22 protein-coding genes are annotated in these 18,943 nt (G+C 38.5%); 9 read left to right on the forward strand and 13 right to left on the reverse strand.

What is annotated here, in order from left to right; all coding sequences use genetic code 11:
* Positions 1-92 precede the first annotated feature (92 nt).
* The 5 genes from exbB to CDOM16188_RS05590 all read left to right on the forward strand — a co-directional run bounded on the left by exbB (position 93) and on the right by CDOM16188_RS05590 (position 4,524).
* Positions 93-521 (forward strand): TonB-system energizer ExbB, encoded by a 429-nt coding sequence (gene exbB, locus CDOM16188_RS05570; RefSeq protein WP_169939982.1) that lies wholly within the window; start codon positions 93-95, stop codon positions 519-521.
* A complete protein-coding gene (exbD, locus tag CDOM16188_RS05575; protein ID WP_172200049.1) occupies positions 508-888 on the forward strand; it encodes a TonB system transport protein ExbD in 381 nt (126 codons plus the stop codon). The genes exbB and exbD overlap by 14 nt, the downstream gene beginning before the upstream one ends.
* Positions 854-1,690: an energy transducer TonB gene (locus tag CDOM16188_RS05580; protein ID WP_172200052.1), complete on the forward strand. Its 837-nt coding sequence runs from the start codon at positions 854-856 to the stop codon at positions 1,688-1,690. The genes exbD and CDOM16188_RS05580 overlap by 35 nt, the downstream gene beginning before the upstream one ends.
* Before the next feature lie 61 nt (positions 1,691-1,751).
* Complete coding sequence (locus CDOM16188_RS05585; RefSeq protein WP_172200055.1) at positions 1,752-2,303, forward strand: gamma-glutamylcyclotransferase; 552 nt, start codon at positions 1,752-1,754, stop codon at positions 2,301-2,303.
* Between the two features lies 1 nt (position 2,304).
* Complete coding sequence (locus tag CDOM16188_RS05590) at positions 2,305-4,524, forward strand: lipopolysaccharide assembly protein LapB (protein WP_172200058.1); 2,220 nt, start codon at positions 2,305-2,307, stop codon at positions 4,522-4,524.
* 119 nt (positions 4,525-4,643) lie between these two features.
* Here the strand turns inward: CDOM16188_RS05590 and CDOM16188_RS05595 are convergent, their stop codons facing one another.
* The 10 genes from CDOM16188_RS05595 to gap all read right to left on the reverse strand — a co-directional run bounded on the left by CDOM16188_RS05595 (position 4,644) and on the right by gap (position 14,118).
* The gene (locus CDOM16188_RS05595; protein ID WP_169939972.1) at positions 4,644-4,781 is read right to left on the reverse strand and encodes a FeoB-associated Cys-rich membrane protein; all 138 of its coding nucleotides are present in this window, start codon (positions 4,779-4,781) and stop codon (positions 4,644-4,646) included.
* 52 nt (positions 4,782-4,833) lie between these two features.
* Entirely contained in the window at positions 4,834-5,655 is an 822-nt protein-coding gene (locus CDOM16188_RS05600; protein ID WP_172200061.1) for a DUF4198 domain-containing protein, read from the reverse strand.
* Between the two features lie 25 nt (positions 5,656-5,680).
* Entirely contained in the window at positions 5,681-5,989 is a 309-nt protein-coding gene (locus CDOM16188_RS05605) for a hypothetical protein (RefSeq protein ID WP_169939968.1), read from the reverse strand.
* 26 nt (positions 5,990-6,015) lie between these two features.
* A complete protein-coding gene (gene feoB, locus CDOM16188_RS05610) occupies positions 6,016-8,514 on the reverse strand; it encodes a ferrous iron transport protein B (protein ID WP_172200064.1) in 2,499 nt (832 codons plus the stop codon).
* A gap of 7 nt (positions 8,515-8,521) precedes the next feature.
* Entirely contained in the window at positions 8,522-8,761 is a 240-nt protein-coding gene (locus tag CDOM16188_RS05615; protein WP_169939964.1) for a FeoA family protein, read from the reverse strand.
* A 155-nt stretch (positions 8,762-8,916) separates the two neighbouring features.
* Complete coding sequence (locus CDOM16188_RS05620) at positions 8,917-9,948, reverse strand: NADH:flavin oxidoreductase/NADH oxidase (RefSeq protein ID WP_172200067.1); 1,032 nt, start codon at positions 9,946-9,948, stop codon at positions 8,917-8,919.
* A gap of 319 nt (positions 9,949-10,267) precedes the next feature.
* Entirely contained in the window at positions 10,268-11,089 is an 822-nt protein-coding gene (gene fabI, locus CDOM16188_RS05625; protein WP_172200070.1) for an enoyl-ACP reductase FabI, read from the reverse strand.
* A gap of 139 nt (positions 11,090-11,228) precedes the next feature.
* Positions 11,229-11,915, reverse strand: a complete 687-nt coding sequence (locus tag CDOM16188_RS05630) for a triose-phosphate isomerase (protein WP_172200073.1) — start codon at positions 11,913-11,915, stop codon at positions 11,229-11,231.
* Positions 11,912-13,117 (reverse strand): phosphoglycerate kinase, encoded by a 1,206-nt coding sequence (gene pgk, locus CDOM16188_RS05635; RefSeq protein ID WP_172200076.1) that lies wholly within the window; start codon positions 13,115-13,117, stop codon positions 11,912-11,914. Before pgk ends, CDOM16188_RS05630 begins: the two co-directional genes overlap by 4 nt.
* A 2-nt stretch (positions 13,118-13,119) precedes the next feature.
* Positions 13,120-14,118 (reverse strand): type I glyceraldehyde-3-phosphate dehydrogenase, encoded by a 999-nt coding sequence (gene gap / locus CDOM16188_RS05640; RefSeq protein WP_172200079.1) that lies wholly within the window; start codon positions 14,116-14,118, stop codon positions 13,120-13,122.
* Positions 14,119-14,273: 155 nt separating this feature from the next.
* Here gap and nadD point away from each other — a divergent pair, with 155 nt between their 5' ends.
* The 4 genes from nadD to CDOM16188_RS05660 all read left to right on the forward strand — a co-directional run bounded on the left by nadD (position 14,274) and on the right by CDOM16188_RS05660 (position 16,055).
* Positions 14,274-14,834, forward strand: a complete 561-nt coding sequence (nadD, locus tag CDOM16188_RS05645; protein ID WP_172200082.1) for a nicotinate (nicotinamide) nucleotide adenylyltransferase — start codon at positions 14,274-14,276, stop codon at positions 14,832-14,834.
* Positions 14,810-15,136 carry a ribosome silencing factor gene (gene rsfS, locus CDOM16188_RS05650; protein WP_169939945.1) on the forward strand — a complete coding sequence of 109 codons (327 nt, stop codon included), beginning with the start codon at positions 14,810-14,812 and terminating at the stop codon, positions 15,134-15,136. The genes nadD and rsfS overlap by 25 nt, the downstream gene beginning before the upstream one ends.
* A gap of 128 nt (positions 15,137-15,264) precedes the next feature.
* Positions 15,265-15,576, forward strand: a complete 312-nt coding sequence (locus tag CDOM16188_RS05655) for a hypothetical protein (protein ID WP_172200085.1) — start codon at positions 15,265-15,267, stop codon at positions 15,574-15,576.
* Between the two features lie 11 nt (positions 15,577-15,587).
* Entirely contained in the window at positions 15,588-16,055 is a 468-nt protein-coding gene (locus CDOM16188_RS05660) for a hypothetical protein (protein WP_172200088.1), read from the forward strand.
* On the opposite strand, the gene CDOM16188_RS05665 is transcribed toward CDOM16188_RS05660, so the two are convergent.
* The 3 genes from CDOM16188_RS05665 to CDOM16188_RS05675 all read right to left on the reverse strand — a co-directional run bounded on the left by CDOM16188_RS05665 (position 16,052) and on the right by CDOM16188_RS05675 (position 18,828).
* Positions 16,052-16,912, reverse strand: a complete 861-nt coding sequence (locus CDOM16188_RS05665; protein WP_172200090.1) for a neutral zinc metallopeptidase — start codon at positions 16,910-16,912, stop codon at positions 16,052-16,054. The two genes, CDOM16188_RS05660 and CDOM16188_RS05665, sit on opposite strands and share 4 nt — an antisense overlap.
* Positions 16,913-16,991: 79 nt before the next feature.
* The gene (locus tag CDOM16188_RS05670; protein WP_172200093.1) at positions 16,992-17,759 is read right to left on the reverse strand and encodes a tetratricopeptide repeat protein; all 768 of its coding nucleotides are present in this window, start codon (positions 17,757-17,759) and stop codon (positions 16,992-16,994) included.
* Positions 17,760-17,826: 67 nt separating this feature from the next.
* Positions 17,827-18,828 (reverse strand): YeiH family protein, encoded by a 1,002-nt coding sequence (locus tag CDOM16188_RS05675; protein WP_172200096.1) that lies wholly within the window; start codon positions 18,826-18,828, stop codon positions 17,827-17,829.
* Positions 18,829-18,943 lie beyond the last annotated feature (115 nt).

Raw genomic sequence — 18,943 nt, forward strand, 5'->3', positions numbered from 1 at the left:
TTTAAACAAATCGCCTATATTACGATATATAATTGACAATAAATATCGTAATTGATATAATGCTTTTCTATTTTTTTCAAATAAGGTGTTAAATGGAATTTTTAAAAGCAAATGTGGATTACATCATCATAGCTATTTTAGGTTTTATGAGCTTTTTAGTTGTTTGGTTTACCATCGAACGTATAATATTTTACGCCAATGTCAAGCTTGAGAACTATAAAAAGGTTGAAGAATTTGAAGAAGCTCTTACAAAAAATCTCACAACGCTTTACATAGTCTATTCAAACGCTCCATATATAGGTCTTTTAGGCACGGTTGCAGGTATTATGATCACGTTTTACGATATGGGTATGAGCGGAGGAATTGATACCAAAAGCATCATGGTCGGACTATCTTTAGCCCTTAAGGCTACGGCTCTTGGGCTTATAGTAGCTATCCCTACGCTTATGCTTTATAACGGCTTTATGAGAAAGGTAGAAGTTTTAATCAATCGCTATAAGGCAAAATATGAGAATGCCTAAGAAAGAGGGGTTGAACGTAATTCCTCTGATAGATATCATGCTTGTGCTATTAGCCATAGTGCTAAGCGTTTCTACATTCATCGCGCAAGGAAACATACCTATTGATTTACCTAGTAGCGAAAGTGCGAAGACGGAGCAAGAGGATAATAAAATAGCCGTTATCATCAACAAAGACAATGAATTTTTCGTTGATGATGAAAAGATCGCCGAGGATAATTTAAAAGAGAGATTGAGCGACATCGACACAAAGACTTTGATTGAGTTAAAAAGCGACAAGAACAGCAAATTTGAGATGTTTGTAAAGGTTATTGATATCTTAAAAGAGAAAAATCATGAAAATTTCGCCATCACAACTCTCACTGAATAAAAAATCAACTCTGAGCGGACTTGCAGGATCTGCGCTATTTCACGCGATTTTAATAGTCGCCTTCATAAATCTTCCCACGCAAATCAAACCCAGTATGGAAGAAAGCATAAAAATAAGCCTAAAATCATTCAAGCCTCCGGCAGCACCTCTTCCTCCTGCACCGGAACCAGCACCCATACAAAGCCTACCCGAGCCCATAGTAGTTCCTCCGCCACCAGAGCCTGTAATAATCCCTGAACCAGTTGTCGTACCACAGCCTGTAGTGGTGCCTGAGCCCGTTAAAAAAGTAGAGCCAAAACCAGTTGAAAAACCAAAACCTAAGCCAAAGCCCAAAAAAGTAGCAAAAAAAGTTGAAAAACCGGTTGAGCCCATACCTGCAGAGCCTGTAGCTACGACTGCAGTAGAGCCTGCCACACCTAAAGAAGTAGCGCAACCCTCAACTCCGGCACCCGTAGCTGCCGCCACAACCCAAAAAGCAAGCCCCGTCACCACTCAAACCGTAGGCGAATTTAGCTTTGCAACATCTGCGGGCGATGAGAGATTTGCCAAGATGCAAAGCGCTATCAAAAAACACCAAAAATACCCTAAAAGAGCTACTAAGATGAGACATCAAGGAGTCGTGGAAGTAAGTTTTTTCTTCAAAACAAACGGCACGGTAAGCGATGTAAAAGTGATCAAAAGCTCAGGATTTGATAGTCTTGACGAAGCGGCAATAGAGGCGATTAAAAAGGCTTCAAAAGAATTTCCGATACTTGAAAAAGACTACCTTATCAAAATCCCAATGGCATATAAGCTTATATAAATTTATCTGCCTTAAATAACAAAAATGCCATAATAAAGCCATTAAATTCAAAGGCTTTATTATGTATATATTTGGCTTTGGCTCGCTAATAAATTTAAAAAGCGCACAAAAAAGTTTTACGAGAATACTAACGCAAGATAATCTAATCCCTATTAAAATAAAAGGCTATAGGCGTGTTTGGAACGCGGTTTCGCATATAAATTTTGATAAAGAGCAGGTAAAAGGTGTGTTTTTAAATATCAAAGAGGATGCAAATAGCGAAATTTGGGGAGTGGCTATAGAGGTTAAAAATGACGAGTTTGAAGAGCTAAAGCTAAGAGAGAAGAACTATAGTCAAATTTGCATAAATAAAGAGCAAATTTTAGATGAAAATTTTAATGCAGAGCTAACGGCATTTATAACGACAAACGAGGAATTTATAGCCCACAAAGGCGATAAAAATAGCTTTATACCGATAAAATATATAAACATAATAAAAGATGCGATAGATAATTACGGCGATGAATTTAAGCAAAATTTCGCCGAAATTTTAAAAGATTTTCCGTTTGAACTAAAAGACGGAGAATACACCTTTGCCGATAGCTTGCAAAACAAAGCGGCAAAAGGTAACTGATATGCAAAATATCAAAATTCATACTCTAAATTTGCAAAGTTCTAAAAGAAAAAGCGTAGATGAAAGCTCAGTATTTAAAGATGAAAGCGGGCTTTACATAACATTTTGCAAGGACGACAGTCTTGATAAATTTATCCTGGATATAGCGTCTTTAAACAGAAAGAAAAAGCTATTTTCAGCACTTGTTATAAAAAGAATCATCTCTAAATTTATCTCTATCGCGGCGGTATTTTTCATACTTTTATCACTTTTAGCGGTTAGTATTTATGAAGATTTCTTTAAAAAACTCATATTTGAAACGCCTTTAAAATTTAGCAACACAGAGATGATATCTCTTATCTTTGTAATTATTTTATTTCTTGGATTGCTCCTACTTCCTCAAGCCTTTGACACCGAAGGAAACAGCATCAAAAACATCATAAACTCATGGTTAAATACAGATTCAAGAAGAGCCAAAAAGCTAAAGCTCACGATTTTAAATTTTAGCCCCGAAACGCAAATTCATCTTTACAACTTTGATTTAAAAAGAAGCGACGAGTGGCTTTGGAAAGTATTTGCAAAAGAGATTTTAAAGCGTTTTGAAAATGTAAATTTTTATATTAGAAGTGACAAAGTAGCCGATATCAAGAGAATTTTAACAGAGCTTGGCGTAAAAGAGATTCAAATTCATGAAAACGAGGCAAATTTTGACTATAAAGACAAATTTGATTTTAGATTTATGTTCTCCCATAGAGAAAGTAAATTTTATGATTTGATGAGGCTTTGTTCGACATTTATAACCAAAAAAACTAGCCAAAAGACCTATATCTCGCTTGAGCTTTTTGAATACTGTGGGAAGAATTTCTTTGAAGACAAACAAGCAGAAAATAGTTCAAAACTAATATTTGGATTTCAAAATTTCATAACAAGAAGCTTTAAGGATTTTGGATTTTTAGCGCAGCAAAGATCTCTTCAGATATTTTTCACTCCTTGTGTAAGATATGATGACCTAGAAACGGAAGAGCGTGAACTAGCACAATACCTAAGAAACCACATAGAGCACTGCACCGATATTTTTGACAATCCGCTATCTCTTTTGATACTTTATCATTACACCAAAGATCTTGTGCTTGATCATAAAAGAAGTGTAAAAATTTTAGAAAAATTTATAAAAAAAGTAAAAGAAAAGCAGCATTACGAGCTTATAAACAGCTACTGGTTTGAGATAGCTGGCAAGATGTTTGACACAAACGACATAGAAAGCTTTGAGAGCTCAAACGGCTCGATCTACAGAAAGCTTAGTTTAAGTGCGCTTGATGATTTGGTATTTTTATTTAAACGAAACGGGCAATTTAGCGAGGCTATCTTGCTCAATAGATACCTTTACGAGATCAATCCAAATAGATATGCTCTAAACATCAGCTCGCTTTATGAGCGAGCAGGAAAGCTGAAAGAGGCATACGAAAATTTCCCAAAAGAGCTAAATTTGGGAAAGAAACCGTCTGATATAGAGGTAAGATACTACCAAAGAAAAGCGGCTTGGATAATAATCTCACAAAGAGACGAAGCGCTAAAAGATGAGGCTAAAGATATCTTAGACAAGCTCGAAAAAATGCTGTTTTCGCATAGTGAAGATAACGAGCCTCTTTGGCTATGGCACTTTTATAACATCAAAGCGAATTTATACGAATGGGAAAATAACTTCGATGAGGCTATCAAATTTTATAAAAAATGCTTATTTGTCCCGGCTTTAGGTGCATTTGAATACGGAGCAAGCTTTGTAAATATGGCTATCTCTTATAGACTCAAGTTTATATCACAAAATTTTAGCGATATAACAAGCATTGATACCGCTATAAAATTTGGCAAAATCGGGCTAAGCTTGAAACAATCAGTAGGCGATAGGGACGAGCTTGCCATATCTTTGCACAATCTTGCGCTAAATATGCTTTATAAAATTCTAATTGATCCCAATGAGGATTTATATCAAGAAACGCTAAATTTGGCAACTAAAGCGCTTGAGATTTTAGATGAAACAAATTCTGTTAAAAGACTTGGGATAGTACTAGTTGAAAATTTCATTGCTTCATCTCTTTTAGCTCTTGATACTTCGCGTATCAAAGCAAGACTGCAAGAGAGCTGCGAACACATAAGCTCTGACGAACTTGCTCAAATCAAGAGAATATATTTTGAATTTAGAAAAAACAACGCTATAGAAAAACTTGAATTTTTAGAAAGTTAGTTTATCGAAATTTGTGAGATGGCAAGAAATTTACTAGGCGAAATTCTTTGATAGTGATTTATTGTGGCTGTTTTGAGAATTCAAACATTAAAATAAGGAGTAGCTAAAATTTGCTTTAGCTACCCGCGCTGTTGTTTTTTGTGACAATTTCCCTTGTTGCCGCATCCGCAGTCTTTTTGCTTAAATTCTTTTACGTAAACAAAATATCCCGCCGCAAGTGCGATAACTATCAGAAAACCCGCTTCTAATCCGCTCATTTTATATCCTTGTAAATTTGAGCAAGAGGCTTTACTCTCGCTCAAATTTTAATTATTTCATATCTTTTGCTTGAACCCAGATAACTGCGTCTTGACTTAACTCTTTGCCCTTATACTCTTTGTCAGGACCTACGCCAAGAGCCGCAAATCCCCACCAGCCTGCTTTTGGTATACCGAACGTAAATTCGCCTCTTTCGTTAGCTTTGATAGTAAGCGTTACAAAGCTATCTTGTGGAGCTTCGAATTTGCCTTTTGGGTTTGTCATGTTTTTCTTCATATCAATAGCGTGGTTCATATACTCAACTTCGATTTCTGCAAACGGAACCGGTTTGCCTTCTGATTTAACGATACCCGTAAATGTGCTTCCCGCCCAAATTGAGTAAGGTTTAGTTAAAGGCACGATCTCGGTTTTTAGTCCTAGCTCTGCATCCCAATCAGTCGGAGCGCCGCCTACGTTTACGATCATTTTTGTAATTTGTTGAATATATGCTTCCTCGTTTGCTTCATAGTAAGGCGCAGGAGTTAGCGCAAACACATGATCGCCAAGACCTCTTGCTTTATATTCAGAGTCATATCCCATGCCCGCGTTGTGGCTACCTTTAAATTTCATCTCTTTTAAAGTAGCTAGCATATCTGTCTTTTTCTCTTTATGAACTACGAAAAAATCAACCACTTTTTCTCTGCTTTTATCCTCTTGAAGACCCATATCCATAGTGTGCTCATCAGCAAACGGGTGAGTGAAAACTAGTTTTAGAGGTATAGTGCCACCTTTGTTTAGTGCAGATTCCGGAGTGTAAAGCATTTGAAAATGAGCAAATGCAGAAGTAGCTAAAGCGCCCGCTACCGCAGCTGAAACGATAACTTTTTTAAACATATCTATCCTTTTTGTGAAATTGAAATTATTGTGCTATATCTTTTGATTTTACGATTACTTCGTGACCTTCTCCGGCAAAGAATTTAGCCTCGTATTCGCCCTCAGGCTTTTTAAACGTGAAGCTGCTATCTTTATCGAATTTGCCCTCTATGATGACTTTGCCGTTTTGAATAACGGTAAATTGTACGCCACTTGCGCTTGATCCGTCGCTAAAGCCGCCTTCGCAAGTAACGGTATCATCTCCGTTGTCAAAGCAACTCATAAGAGCAGTATGAGCAAAAGCAGATGAGCTCATAAGAGCAACTACAAATGATGAAAATAGTAATTTTTTCATTTCTTCTCCTTTGGTTATTAAATTTATCATTTTTTAATTCCTCCGCTCCAGTTTATACGTTTTTCAGGAACAAACCAAAGCACCAAAACCGCCAAGAGCATTATAAAATAATATATACTCATAGCCGCAAGTCCGCTTAGTCCAAACGCTTGCGAAATACTAAAAAATAGCGATGAAACAACAAGTGCAAGCGCAAACGGGAAGAATATCCCAAAACACATCCAAAAGTAGCTGTTCGTCTGCATCTTAACAACGATCATCGTAGCGATACAAGGCGGAGTAAGCAACATAAAGATAATGATAGAAGCCGCGTGCAAAGGCGTATAGCCACTATTTTTAGCCATCTTCTCTTCAGGTCTTAACTCTTTATCGCTACTTAGCGGAACAATCACTTCAGGCTGAGTCACAGAAGCATCATCCTTGCCTGTCTCATAGATGCTTCCAAGAGTCGCTACGGCTGATTCTCTAGCGGCGAAAGAGCTTAAAAACGCTACGTTTATCTTCCAGTCAAATCCCGCAAACTGCGATATAGGCTCAAGCGCACGTCCCGCCATACCAAGGAGAGAATTTTCTATCTTATCGTTTTTTTGATCTCGTAAAATTTTATTTCTAGCCGTTGAAAGCTTTCTAAGAGCGGTATTTATAGATTTTGCTTCTTTATCATCCTTTGGAACTCGCAAGAATTTATAAAATTCAGCATTTTTAGCCTCATATTTTTCATCGACATCCTTGCTTCCACCCATCTTTTTAGCTCTATATCCGTCATAAAAATTTAAAAGCGCAGCAACCTCATCTCTACTGTCAATAAGCTCATAATAAGCGGTTTTCTTAGCTACTTTATCAAATGCTGCTAAAATTTTCGCCTCTTCTTGCGCATAGTGTTCTTGTCTTTCTTTTGAAATTCCCGGAAACTGCAAAAGCGCAAAAAGCACGATAGCAACTGCTATAACGATAGTACAAACCTTTTTGATGTATATCCAAACTCTTTCAATAGATCTTAATATCACGCCCTTAAATGTAGGCAAATGATAAGGTGGCAGCTCCATAACAAAAGGTGCCGTTTCACGAGTTTTAAGTATGGTTGAAGTTAAAAATTTCGCTATCACAAGTGCAGCCAAAACCGTAACCGTAGAGATATAAAAGAGCATTATACTCATCTGTGTCGGGAAAAACGCACCGAGCAAAAGCGTATAAAAAGGCACTTTAGCAAGACAGTTCATAAGCGGAACGGTTAAAATAGTAGCCATCCTTGCCCTATCGTCTGCGATTCCCTTTGTCGACATGACTCCCGGCACAGCACAACCGCCTACAAACGCACCCCCAAGTACAAGAGGTAGAGTGCTCTGCCCGTGAAGTCCAAATTTTCTAAAAAGTTTATCAAGTATAAACGCCATTCTAGGCATGTAGCCCACGTCTTCAAGTATAGCTATCATGGCAAAAAGTATGAAAAATATAGGCAGATAGTTAAGTAGCGCAACAGCTGAATTTACAAGCCAATTGGCAAGATCGGTGATCATAGGAATTTGAGCTATATTCGCTTCGGGCGTAATATCTGTAACGAAATTTTTAATCGCCGCAAAAACAGGCCATGTATAGTCCGTTAGCTTATAGCCAAATACGATGCTGCTTTCATAAATTATAAAAATAATCGCAAGTAAAATAGGGAAACTAAGCCATCTGTTTAAGACTACTCTATCGGCTTTATCGGTTAGAGTAACTTCGCCTTTTTTGGTCTCTTCTACGCATTTATGAAAGATGATATCGGCACTTTCATATCTAAACGAAGCCAAAAAGCTCTCGATATCTTTATCAAAAGTATCGTGAAATTTGGTTCGCCCGCTATCGACAATATCATTTACATTTGGGTTTTCAGGCTTGATCAAATCGATGATAGTTTGATCTTTTTCCAAAGCTTTTATACAAAGCCATCTTTTGCTTATATTTTTATCCGTAAATTTAAGGCTGCTTTCAAGCTCGGATATATAAATTTCAAGCTCGTCGTAGTTGATTTTAAACTCTTCATAGTTCTCTTTAAGCTTCCGGACATTTCTAAGGGCTTCAAAAATTTCCTCTTTGCCTTCGCCCTTTGAAGCGCTTGCGCATATTACCGGACATCTTAAAAGCTCGCTCATCTTCTTATGATCGATAATAATACCGCGCCTTTTAGCTACGTCATGCATATTTAGCACAAGCACGACAGGCACGCCTATTTCTAAAAGCTGAAAAGTAAGATATAAATTTCTTTTTAAATTCGAAGAGTCTATTATGTTTAAAATCACATCGGGATTTTCATTGATAATAACCTCTTTAGCTACCTTCTCTTCAAGCGAATAAGAGCTAAAAGAGTAAGTTCCGGGAAGATCTATCATCTCTATATCAAGATCACCGACACTAAAAAAGCCCGATTTTTTATCTACCGTTACGCCAGGATAGTTTGCGATATGCTGATGGATACCGCTTAGCATATTAAATATAGTCGATTTACCGCAGTTTGGCTGCCCTGCTAAAGCTACTTTTATCTCCATGTTACACCTATGCGCTTTCTTTTAGGAGCTCTTCTACCTCAATAAGCTCCGCTTCGCTTTTTCTAAGCGATATTAAGTAATTATGAATTTTAAGCTCTACAGGATCATAAAGCGGCGCTTCTCTTATGACTTCTATAGTAGCGCCAATCACAAATCCCATATCCAAGAGCTTTTGCAAGAGCTTTCCCGTGGCATTTAATTTTGTTATTTTACATTTTTTGCCTGAACTTATAAGACTAAGGTTCATCAAGTATCCTTAAATATAATAACCGATTTCGTTATTATATTGCATTTAGCCTTTAAGTAAATTAAAATGATAATTTCTATTATTAAAAATTTTAAAAAGTATCTTAAGTATTAGATATATTTTATCCACTTAAACTATGCAAGCGGATAAATTTATCAAAATGCTCTTTTATAAGGCTTTTCTACGAGGTCTGTTACACCTAGCTCGCTCATTGCAAGCTGTGGAAAATTCGGATTTCTAAGCAGCTCTCTTCCGTAAGCCACTGCGTCGCAAACCTCGCCAAGAAGCAAGGCTTCGCCTTCACTGGCGGTAGTTATGAGTCCAACGGCTATAACAGGTATATTTACAGCTTTTTTAATGGCTTTTGAATAAGAGCACTGATATAACGGCACAAGGCGAGGCATAAAATCAACTTTTTTAAAAAACCCGCCTGAAGAAACATGCATAAACGCCGCTCCCAAATTTTCAAGCGCGCGCGCCAAAGTAACGCTATCTTCTATACTCCAGTCACCATTTACGAAGCTATGTGCGCTTATCCTAACTCCTACCGGTATACTAACCGATTCTTTTACTTCGGTTAAAATTTCCCTTAAAAGCCTTGTGCGGTTTTCAAAGTTTCCGCCGTAATCATCGCTTCTTTTATTGATATTTGGCGATAAGAATTCACTTATGAGATATCCATGCGCAGCGTGAATTTCGATGATCTCATATCCCGCTTCTTGCGCTCTAGCGGCAGCTTCTACAAATTTAGTCTTAATCAAATTTATATCACCCAAACTCATCTCTTTTGGAGTTTTATATCTGTCACTAAATTTAATCGCGCTTGGAGCGATCGGCTCGCTATTACACTCGCTCTTTCTGCCTGCGTGAGCTAGCTGGATAGCCATTTTAGATCCGTATTTGACGCACTCTTTAACAAGTTTTGCGTGATCTTCTATCTGCTCATCGCTCCACAGACCAAGGTCATTATGCGTGATCCTTCCTCTTGGTTCAACAGCAGTCGCCTCAACGATGATAAGCCCTACTCCGCCAAGCGAACGCGCCGCATAGTGAAGCTTGTGAAAGCACCTTGGCATTCCGTTATCATCTTTTGCTTTGTACATGCACATAGGCGGCATAACCATGCGATTTTTTATCTCTACATCACCGATCTTAAACGTCGTAAATAAAAGCGGTAAATCACCCATCGTTTTTCCTTAAAAATTTTTATTAATTTTACTCATTTGGACTAAATTTCATATAAACCTAAAAATACTTGATGCAAATACAATTGGCATAAATTTTAAATTTCTCGTATTTCTTAAATTTATACACTGAAATTTTTTAATATTTTTAATCAAATTTCAAAAACAAGCGGTAAATTTATAAAAACATAGAACTAAATTAAATATTTCAAAACATACTAAAAAAGATAAAAGAGTGGCAAAGTTTAAATTTTATGAAAGCAAAGTTGGGTTAGCTTTATAAATTTAAGATAAAGCCTGCAAAAGGCTTTATCTAGTAGTTTTATTTATGCGCATCCCAAGCTAAGATAGTATTTCCCTCTTCGTCTTTTGCGATATCGCTCATGCCCATTATATTGTATCCGCAATCCACATAGTGAATCTCGCCCGTAACACCGCTTGCAAGGTCGCTTAGCAGATACATAGCGCTCTTGCCGACATCTTCGGTTGAAACGTTGCGCTTTAGCGGAGCGTTGCATTCGTTGTATTTAAGTATCATCTTAAAGTCGCCTATACCGCTTGCCGCTAACGTTTTGATAGGTCCTGCGCTGATAGCATTTACGCGGATATTTTTAGCTCCTAAATCATGCGCCAGGTATCTTACCGAGCTTTCAAGTGCGGCTTTTGCCACACCCATCACGTTGTAGTGAGGCACGAATTTAGGTCCGCCAAGATAGGTTAGAGTAAGCACTGAGCCACCTTCTTTAAGCACGGGCATAACCGCTCTTGTAAGGCTTAAAAGCGAATAAACCGAAGTTCCCATAGCGATATCAAACGCCTCTTTGCTTGTATTTATAAACTCACCTTCAAGCGCCTCTCTTGGAGCAAAAGCCACGGCATGAACGACGAAATCTATCTCGCCAAGATCGGCTCTTATCTTCTGGGCTAAGCCATTTAAATGCTCCTCGTTATTTACGTCAAGCTCATAGACAAATTTGCTTCCAAGTTCTTCGGCAATCGGCTCAACGCGCTTTTTAAGAGCGTCGTTTAAGTATGTAAATGCAAGCTGCGCACCTTGAGCGTGACACGCTTCAGCGATTCCGTGAGCGATTGATTTGGCGTTTGCAACGCCTACTATAAGACCTTTTTTGCCCTTCATTATCATTATGTTCTCCTTAAAAATTTAAATTATAAAATTTAACATTATCCAACAAGTTATAATCATCACGAAATAAATTTGAATATTTTAAAGCTAAATTTAGCGCACTCAAAGTTGGTCTAAATTTCGGCAAATTCATTTAAATTTACTCGCGAGATAAAGCTTTTATTAAATTTAAAAAATTATGCGCATCCCAGCTTGCAGTGCCTACCAAAACCCCTTTGCAACTTTTGATTTGTGCGATCTGGGCGATATTTTTAGCATTTACGCTTCCGCCGTAAAGTAAAGGCGCAGTCGTTAAAGTAGATAAGAAATCTAAAATTTCAGCTATCTGCTCGTTTGTAGCGCTCTTGCCCGTGCCTATAGCCCAGATCGGCTCGTAAGCTATAGTCAAATTCAAGTAGCCTAAATCGATATTTTCAAGCTGTTTTTTTAGAAATTCTTTCGTGTCGCCCGCCTCGTTTATCTCTAGGCTCTCGCCTATGCAATAAACTATATGCCAGCCGTTTTTTACCGCAAATTCAAATTTCGCTTTTAGCATCTCTTCGCACTCACCAAGCACCTCGCGCCTTTCAGAGTGTCCAATGAGAACGCAATTAATGCCAAATTCATCAAGCATCGCCTTGCCGATCTCGCCCGTAAATGCTCCGTTTTCGCACGGATAGAAATTTTGCGCACCAAGAGTAAATTTATGCTTTTCACCCTCAAAAGCCGTAAATGGCGCAAATACTATCACATCGTCGTTTGAGCTTAAATTTTCATCTAAAATTTGAGCATACTGCTTAAAGCTAGCCCTTGTGTGATTGCATTTTAAATTTGCTGCGAATTTCACGATTCACGCGCCTTTCTAAGAGGTTTTATGCCAGGAAGCTCTTTGCCTTCGATTAGCTCAAGGCTAGCTCCGCCACCCGTTGAGATAAAGGTCATCTCATCGGCATTGCCCGCACGCTCGACCACATCGGCAGTATCTCCTCCCCCTACAACCGTAGTGGCATGAGTCTCTACGATCGCGTGGCTCATCTTGATACTTCCCTTGCTAAATTTATCCATCTCAAAAACACCCATAGGGCCGTTCCACCAGATAGTTTGAGCATCGGCTAACACCTCTTTAAAAAGCCTCGTTGAGGCAGGTCCTATATCAAGCCCCATCCAGCCGCTTGGAATTTCTTGAGCAGGCACGTATTTGACGGCACTGTCTTGTGAAAATGTCTGAGCCGCCACTACATCAACAGGCAAGTAAATTTTAACTCCAAGCTCTTTGCCTTTTTTTAAAATTTCTTTTGCGTCCTCTATGAGATCCTCTTCAAGAAGCGAATTTCCAATATTTTCGCCAAGAGCTTTTAAGAAAGTAAAAGCCATTCCGCCGCCGATTATTAGCTTATCCACACGCGGAAGTAGATTATGAAGCGCTTGAAGCTTGCCGCTTACTTTTGAGCCGCCCACGACAGCGACAAACGGACGCGAAGGATGTTTTATCAAATTTTGAGCGAAATTTATCTCTTTTTGCAGTAAAAATCCCGCAGCCTTGTGGTTATCGTCATAAAATTTAGTTATCGCTTCAACAGAAGCATGAGCTCTGTGACATACGCCAAATGCGTCATTTACGTAAAATTCACCAAATTTTGCAAGCTCACCGGCAAGAGTTTCGTCGTTTTTAGTTTCACCTTTTTCAAAGCGCAAATTTTCAAGCATCAAAATTTCACCGCTTTTTAAATTTGCAGCCTTGCTTTTAGCGTCTTCACCTATCACATCACTTGCAAATTTCACATCCCTATCAAGAAGACGAGAAAGCCTTTTAGCTACATTTTTAAGCGAAAATTTCTCTTCAAAGCCGTTCTTTGGGCGACCGAGATGGCTTGCTAAAACTACGGCACATCCGTGATCAAGGCAGTATCTTATAGTAGGAATTGCGGAGCGAATTCTCCTATCATCGGTTATATTTAAAAATTCATCCATAGGCACGTTAAAATCGCACCTTATAAAGACTTTTTTACCGTTAAGCTCAAGATCGTTTATCGATAATATATCGCTCATCTTTAAGCCTTTTTCATAGCATGAACAGCCATATCCACAAGGCGCTCGGAGTAGCCCCACTCGTTGTCATACCAAGCCATAACCTTTACCATATCACCGCAAATAACTTGCGTAATATCACTTGCAACGATAGAGCTATAGCTTGAAGTCATAAAGTCGCTTGATACTCTCTGATCGTCATCTACGAGTAAAATTCCTTTCATAGCGCCATTTGCGGCGTTTCTAAAGGCGTTATTTAGATCTTCTACGCTTACTTCTTTATCCAAAACCACGGTTAAATCAACCATAGACACGTTAGCAACAGGTACGCGAACGCTTTGTCCGTGCATCTTGCCTTTAAGCTGAGGAAGCACTTTGCTTATGGCTTTTGCGGCTCCGGTTGTAGTAGGTCCGATATTTAAAGCCGCAGCGCGAGAGCGTCTAAAATCTTTTGCTTTTACATCAACCAAGCTTTGCCCGTGGGTGTAGGCGTGAATTGTAGTCATAAGACCCTTTTTGATGCCAAATACGTCATCAAGCACTTTTGCGACAGGTCCAAGGCAGTTTGTCGTGCAGCTTGCGTTTGAGATGACGGCTTCGCCTTTGTATTCGCTTTCATTTACGCCTATAACGTATGTAGGCGTATCATCCTTAGCTGGTGCACTCATGATAACTTTTTTAATGCCGTTTTTAAGATAAGGTTCGCATTTTTCGGTAGTTAGATAAGCTCCCGTACATTCAAGAACCACATCGGCCCCACAACCTGCAAAATCAAGCTCGTTTGCGTCTCTTGTTGAAAAAACTCTAATTTTTTTACCGTTTACTTCGATATAATCATCACTAAGCACTTTTACATCTTGCTTAAATTCCCCATGCACGGTGTCGTATTTAAGCAGATATCTTGTCATATCTCTTTTTGCCGTGTCGTTTATAGCGACTAGTTCCACATCATCGCGCTGTAAGATTATGCGAGCGGCACACCTTCCGATTCTTCCAAAACCGTTGATCGCAATTTTAACCATATGTGTTCCTTAGTATAAATTTGCCAAAATTTTACACATAAAGAACTTTAACCCTGCTTTATCACGGGAATTTTTGCTTAAGGCTCATCTTTCAACTCGTTTTTACCTCATTTTTGATAAGCTTTGCTTTTAAATTTAAGAGGTTAAGGCGCAAGATGAAGTTGGCATTTTTCGGCGGAAGCTTTGATCCGCCGCATTTGGGGCACGATACGATAGTAAAGAGTGCTTTAAAGAGTCTTGATATAGATAAACTTATCATTATGCCTACATACATAAGCCCTTTTAAGAGTGAATTTTCCGCTCCGCCCGAGCTTAGATTCAAGTGGATCAGTGAAATTTGGGGTGATTTAAAAGGCGTTGAGATAAGCAAATTCGAGATAGATCAAAACCGCCCCGTGCCTACGATAGAAAGTGTTTTACATCTTTATGAAATTTATGATATCAAGAAATTTTATCTGCTTATAGGTGCTGATCACCTTGAAAATTTACACAAATGGCACGATATAGATAGGCTTAAAGAGCTAGTGGAATTTGTTATCGCCCAGCGCGATAAGATCGAAATTCCAAAGATACTTCACAAGATGAATATGCACGTTGATATCTCCTCTTCGCAGATACGAGCAGATCTGGCACAAGAGGGGCTGCCTGAAAAAATCAAAGATGAAGTTATAAAATTTTACCAAGGATTAAAATGCAAGAAAGAATCGACAAAATAGTAAAAATACTAGATGAGAAAAAGGCTGAGGCGATAGAAGTTTTTGATATGAGAGATCGTGATTATTTCGTTAAATTCGTAGTTATCGCAACGACGATGGGCGAAAGGCACGCTTATGCCTTAACGGACGATCTTAAAATAGGGCTTAAGCCTTTTGGAGAAGAATTTTTGGGCATTGAAAGCTCTCCTGATTGGGTTGTAATCGATCTTGGCGATATCTTAGTGCATCTTTTAAGTCCTGAGCACCGAGCAAAATACAATATAGAAGAGTTTTTAGCAAAGCTAAAAGAGCAAAGAGAGTAGATAAATTTAGTTCTGTCAATCTTGCACGGCTTTGAAATTTAGCTTTTGCCTGATCGCCGTGCAGGTAAAATAGATAAAAGAAGCGAATTTTGGAAAAGCTTGATTTTCTTTTTATCAAAACGCAAAGCATGATATCTTTTCTTAATATGCTTTACTTTGCAAGAGTTTTCTTGCTCGTTATCGCGATCATTATTTGTATTAAAATTTGGCTTAACAAAAATAGGAATTTAAAAGAATATCTGTTTTGTCTTGGAATTTTAATATTTTCTCACATTATAACGCCACAAGCAAGCAAAGTCTTAGAGCTTGATGAGTGGGACAAGCTAAATTTCGTCTTTATTTTGCCTCCTAAATCAATTTTAACCCCAAATATCTTGTTTTTCTTCTTCATATCTTTATTTTTTTGGTATTATTTCAGAGATAATAAATTTAGGAGATAAAGTAAGATAAAATGGACACGATAGAGTTTAAGTTGGATAAATTTGACTTTACTTTAGGAGTTCAAAATGACGTTGTATCAATTCTAATCAACAAAAAACATCTTCTTGAAACAATAAAAAACTATGAAATTCCATTTGCCAACAGAGAAGGATATGAAAATTTAGCAGGCGGATACTCTTATCTTCATAAATACGACTTTCAAAGGCTATTTCTTAACGCAAATTTAGATGAGAAAGTAGTGTTGCTAGGCTGTCCGTGCGGCACGTATGAGTGCTGGTATCTGGAAGCTAAGCTTAAATTTGAAGAAGATAGCGTCACGCTTTGCGATTTTAAAAATAGACAAAGACGCGACTGGATCTATAATATAAGCTTTAAATTCGATAAAAAGCAGTTGGAAAGCGAGCTTGCAAATATCAAAAATTTACTTATCCAAGAGTCTTGCGAAGAAAAGAAAAGCAAGTTCGCATTTGAAAACTAAATCTCAAACGAACAAAAGCTTAACTTGCCACCTTCAAAGCCTTTCTTAAACCACTGCATTCTTTGTTTTGAGCTTCCGTGCGTAAATGAATCAGGAACTACGTGCCCTTGGTATTTTTTCTGAAGAGTATCATCGCCTATTGCGCTTGCGGCATTTAGCGCCTCTTCTATATCGCCGTCATCTAAAATTTGATACTTTTGCATATAATGAGTCCAAATTCCGGCATAACAATCCGCTTGAAGCTCAACTTTGACCTGAAGCGCATTTTGCTTGCTTAAATCCTTGCTTTTTGCTTTTAGGTTGTGAATTTTACCAAGCGTGCCCGTGATGTTTTGGACGTGATGACCTATTTCATGAGCTATGACATAAGCCTGAGCGAAATCGCCGCCGGCCTTATGCTTGCTAGCAAGTTCGTCAAAAAAGCTAAGATCAAGATAGACCTTCTCATCGGCAGGACAATAAAACGGACCAACTTGTGAGCTTGCAAAACCGCATTTGCTAGAAACGGAATTTCTAAAAATAACAAGGCTTGGCTCTTTGTATCTTGCTCCATGCTCGCTAAAGATTTTACTCCACACACTCTCAGTTTCGGCTAAAACGGCAGAGACAAATTCTACCTTTTGACTCTCATTTGGATCATTTAAGCTCTTGCTTACGGAAGCTCCGCTTGGCTCAAGCAAGGCTAGCGGATTAAATCCTATGAAGTAAGCCACGACACCGATAGCAAGAACAACCCGCCCGATATTTGAACCGAGCAAAAACCTAACAAGCGGCAAAAGAGCCCCCATGGATACGCCGCCACCGCTTGCCCTTCTATCTTCGATATTTGAACTTCGTCTTCTGCCTTGCCATCTCATTTATCACCTCAACTTCGTTAAATTTACAGATCTCATAGCGATAAGATATAAAATTTCAAGTCAAAATCGCTACGACAAATTATTTTATTCGGCTATCTTTTAGTCTTTTAGCCTCATCGCAAGAATGCTTCTCGCCAAGCTCGCACGCTCTTTCATAAAGCCTTAGCGCCTCTTTAGGCTTGGCTACTATACCCTCGGCTCCTTTTTCGTAGATATACCCAAGCGCGTAGCAAGCAAGCTGATCTTCGCCCTTGCAAGCCATATCGTAAAATTTCATCGCCTCAAGCAGATTAAACTGAGCACCGCTTCCTCGCTCGTACATATAGCCTATATTTGAGCAGCTATCTACATGTCCGTTTTGGCAAGCTAAATTTAGGTATTTAAAATAATTAGCCTCGTCTTTTTTATCTTTATACGCAAGAGCTAAAGCTTCGCATCCCACGCCGTATCGTAGCTCGCAAGATCTCTTATAAAGCTCAAAAGCTCTGCTTTCGTCCTTCTTAACGCCAAGCCCGTAAGAGTACAAATACCCCAAATTCCAACACCCGTCACCTAAATTCATATCGCAAGCCTTGTGCATATAAAAGCTTGCTTTGGCGTGATCGGGTGTTGATTTTAAAGAATACACAACCCCCGCATACGAACAGCCCTGCGCATTATCAAGCGCGCAAGACTTCTTAAGAAGCGTTAAAATCCTCTCTTCGTTTATTTCGTTCATCTCTAAATTTAAAGCAAGCTTCAAACAAGCTTTAGCATCGTTTTTATCGCATTTTCTCTCAAGTTTAGCATAATCTTGTGAAGCAAATAAGGCTAGACAAAGCATTAAAAATAGCGCTATTTTTCTCAAATTTCATCCTTGTTTTGAATTTGGGTATTTTACAAAACAGCTGCTAAATGACAGATAAACGACTATATCAAAGCCAAAATTTAACCATAAAAAATCCGCTTATAAAAAGCCACACAAATAGCAAAAAGGCTAAAATAAACGGCTTTTTGCCCGCATTTAAAAGCACGTCTTTTCTGATAGTCGTTCCAAGCGCACCCATAGCGATACAGAGCAAAATAGTGTCAATGAAGTTTATAGTAGGCAAAATTTGCTTTGGGAAAATAGGCAAAGAGCCCGCAAAAACGGCCGCCAAAAACCAAAGCGCAAAATAAGGCACGAAATTTTTTATACCAGAGCCCTTTTCTCCGCTTTGTCTAAAGCTAAAAATTCCAAGCATTAGTAAAAACGGAACGAGCATAAGCACTCTTAACATCTTCATGATCACAGCGCCTGCGCCTGCGTTTTCACCTATACCGGCCGCTGCTCCTATCACGTGAGCGACCTCGTGAAGCGTAGAACCCGTAAAAAGCCCCATGGTCGCTGCATCAAAGCCTAAAATTTCACTTCTAAATAAAATAGGATAGACAAACATCCCGATAGTTCCAAAAAGCACAACCGTACTAACCGCAACTGCCACGCGATCGCCATCTGCCTTGACTACGCTTTGAGTTGCAAGAACCGCCGCAGCTCCGCAAATAGAAGCGCCAGAGCTTATAAGCGTAGCGCTTTTAGATTCTATGCCCATAGCTCGCCCAAGAAAAATACCTAAAAAAAATGTCGAAAAAACCACTATAAAAGCTATCAAAACACCCAAAAATCCAACCTCATAGATATCTTGAAGCGTTAATCTAAATCCAAAAAGTATGATACCAAGTCTTAAAATTTGCTTTGTAGCTATGGTTAAAATTCCGCTATCTTTAAGTATAGTAACGGCCGATTTGAAGCTATTTCCGATAATCATACCAAGCAAAATAGCTATAATAAGCGGACTTAGCTGAAACGTCTTAACAAAATCCAAATTTGACGCAAAATAAGCCGCTAGAGCTAACGCAAGCAGCAAAAAAACGGCTTTGATTTTCATTGTATTCATATTGCAACCTTAAAAAAGGAAGAATTTTAACAAAATATGCTGAATTTGAAATTTGATAATATTTTTAAGCGGTTAAAGTAGTCCCGCAGTAAAACTATATAACTCTGCGGGCTAA

The sequence above is a fragment of the Campylobacter sp. RM16188 genome (assembly GCF_012978795.1).
Classification (GTDB): domain Bacteria; phylum Campylobacterota; class Campylobacteria; order Campylobacterales; family Campylobacteraceae; genus Campylobacter_A; species Campylobacter_A canis.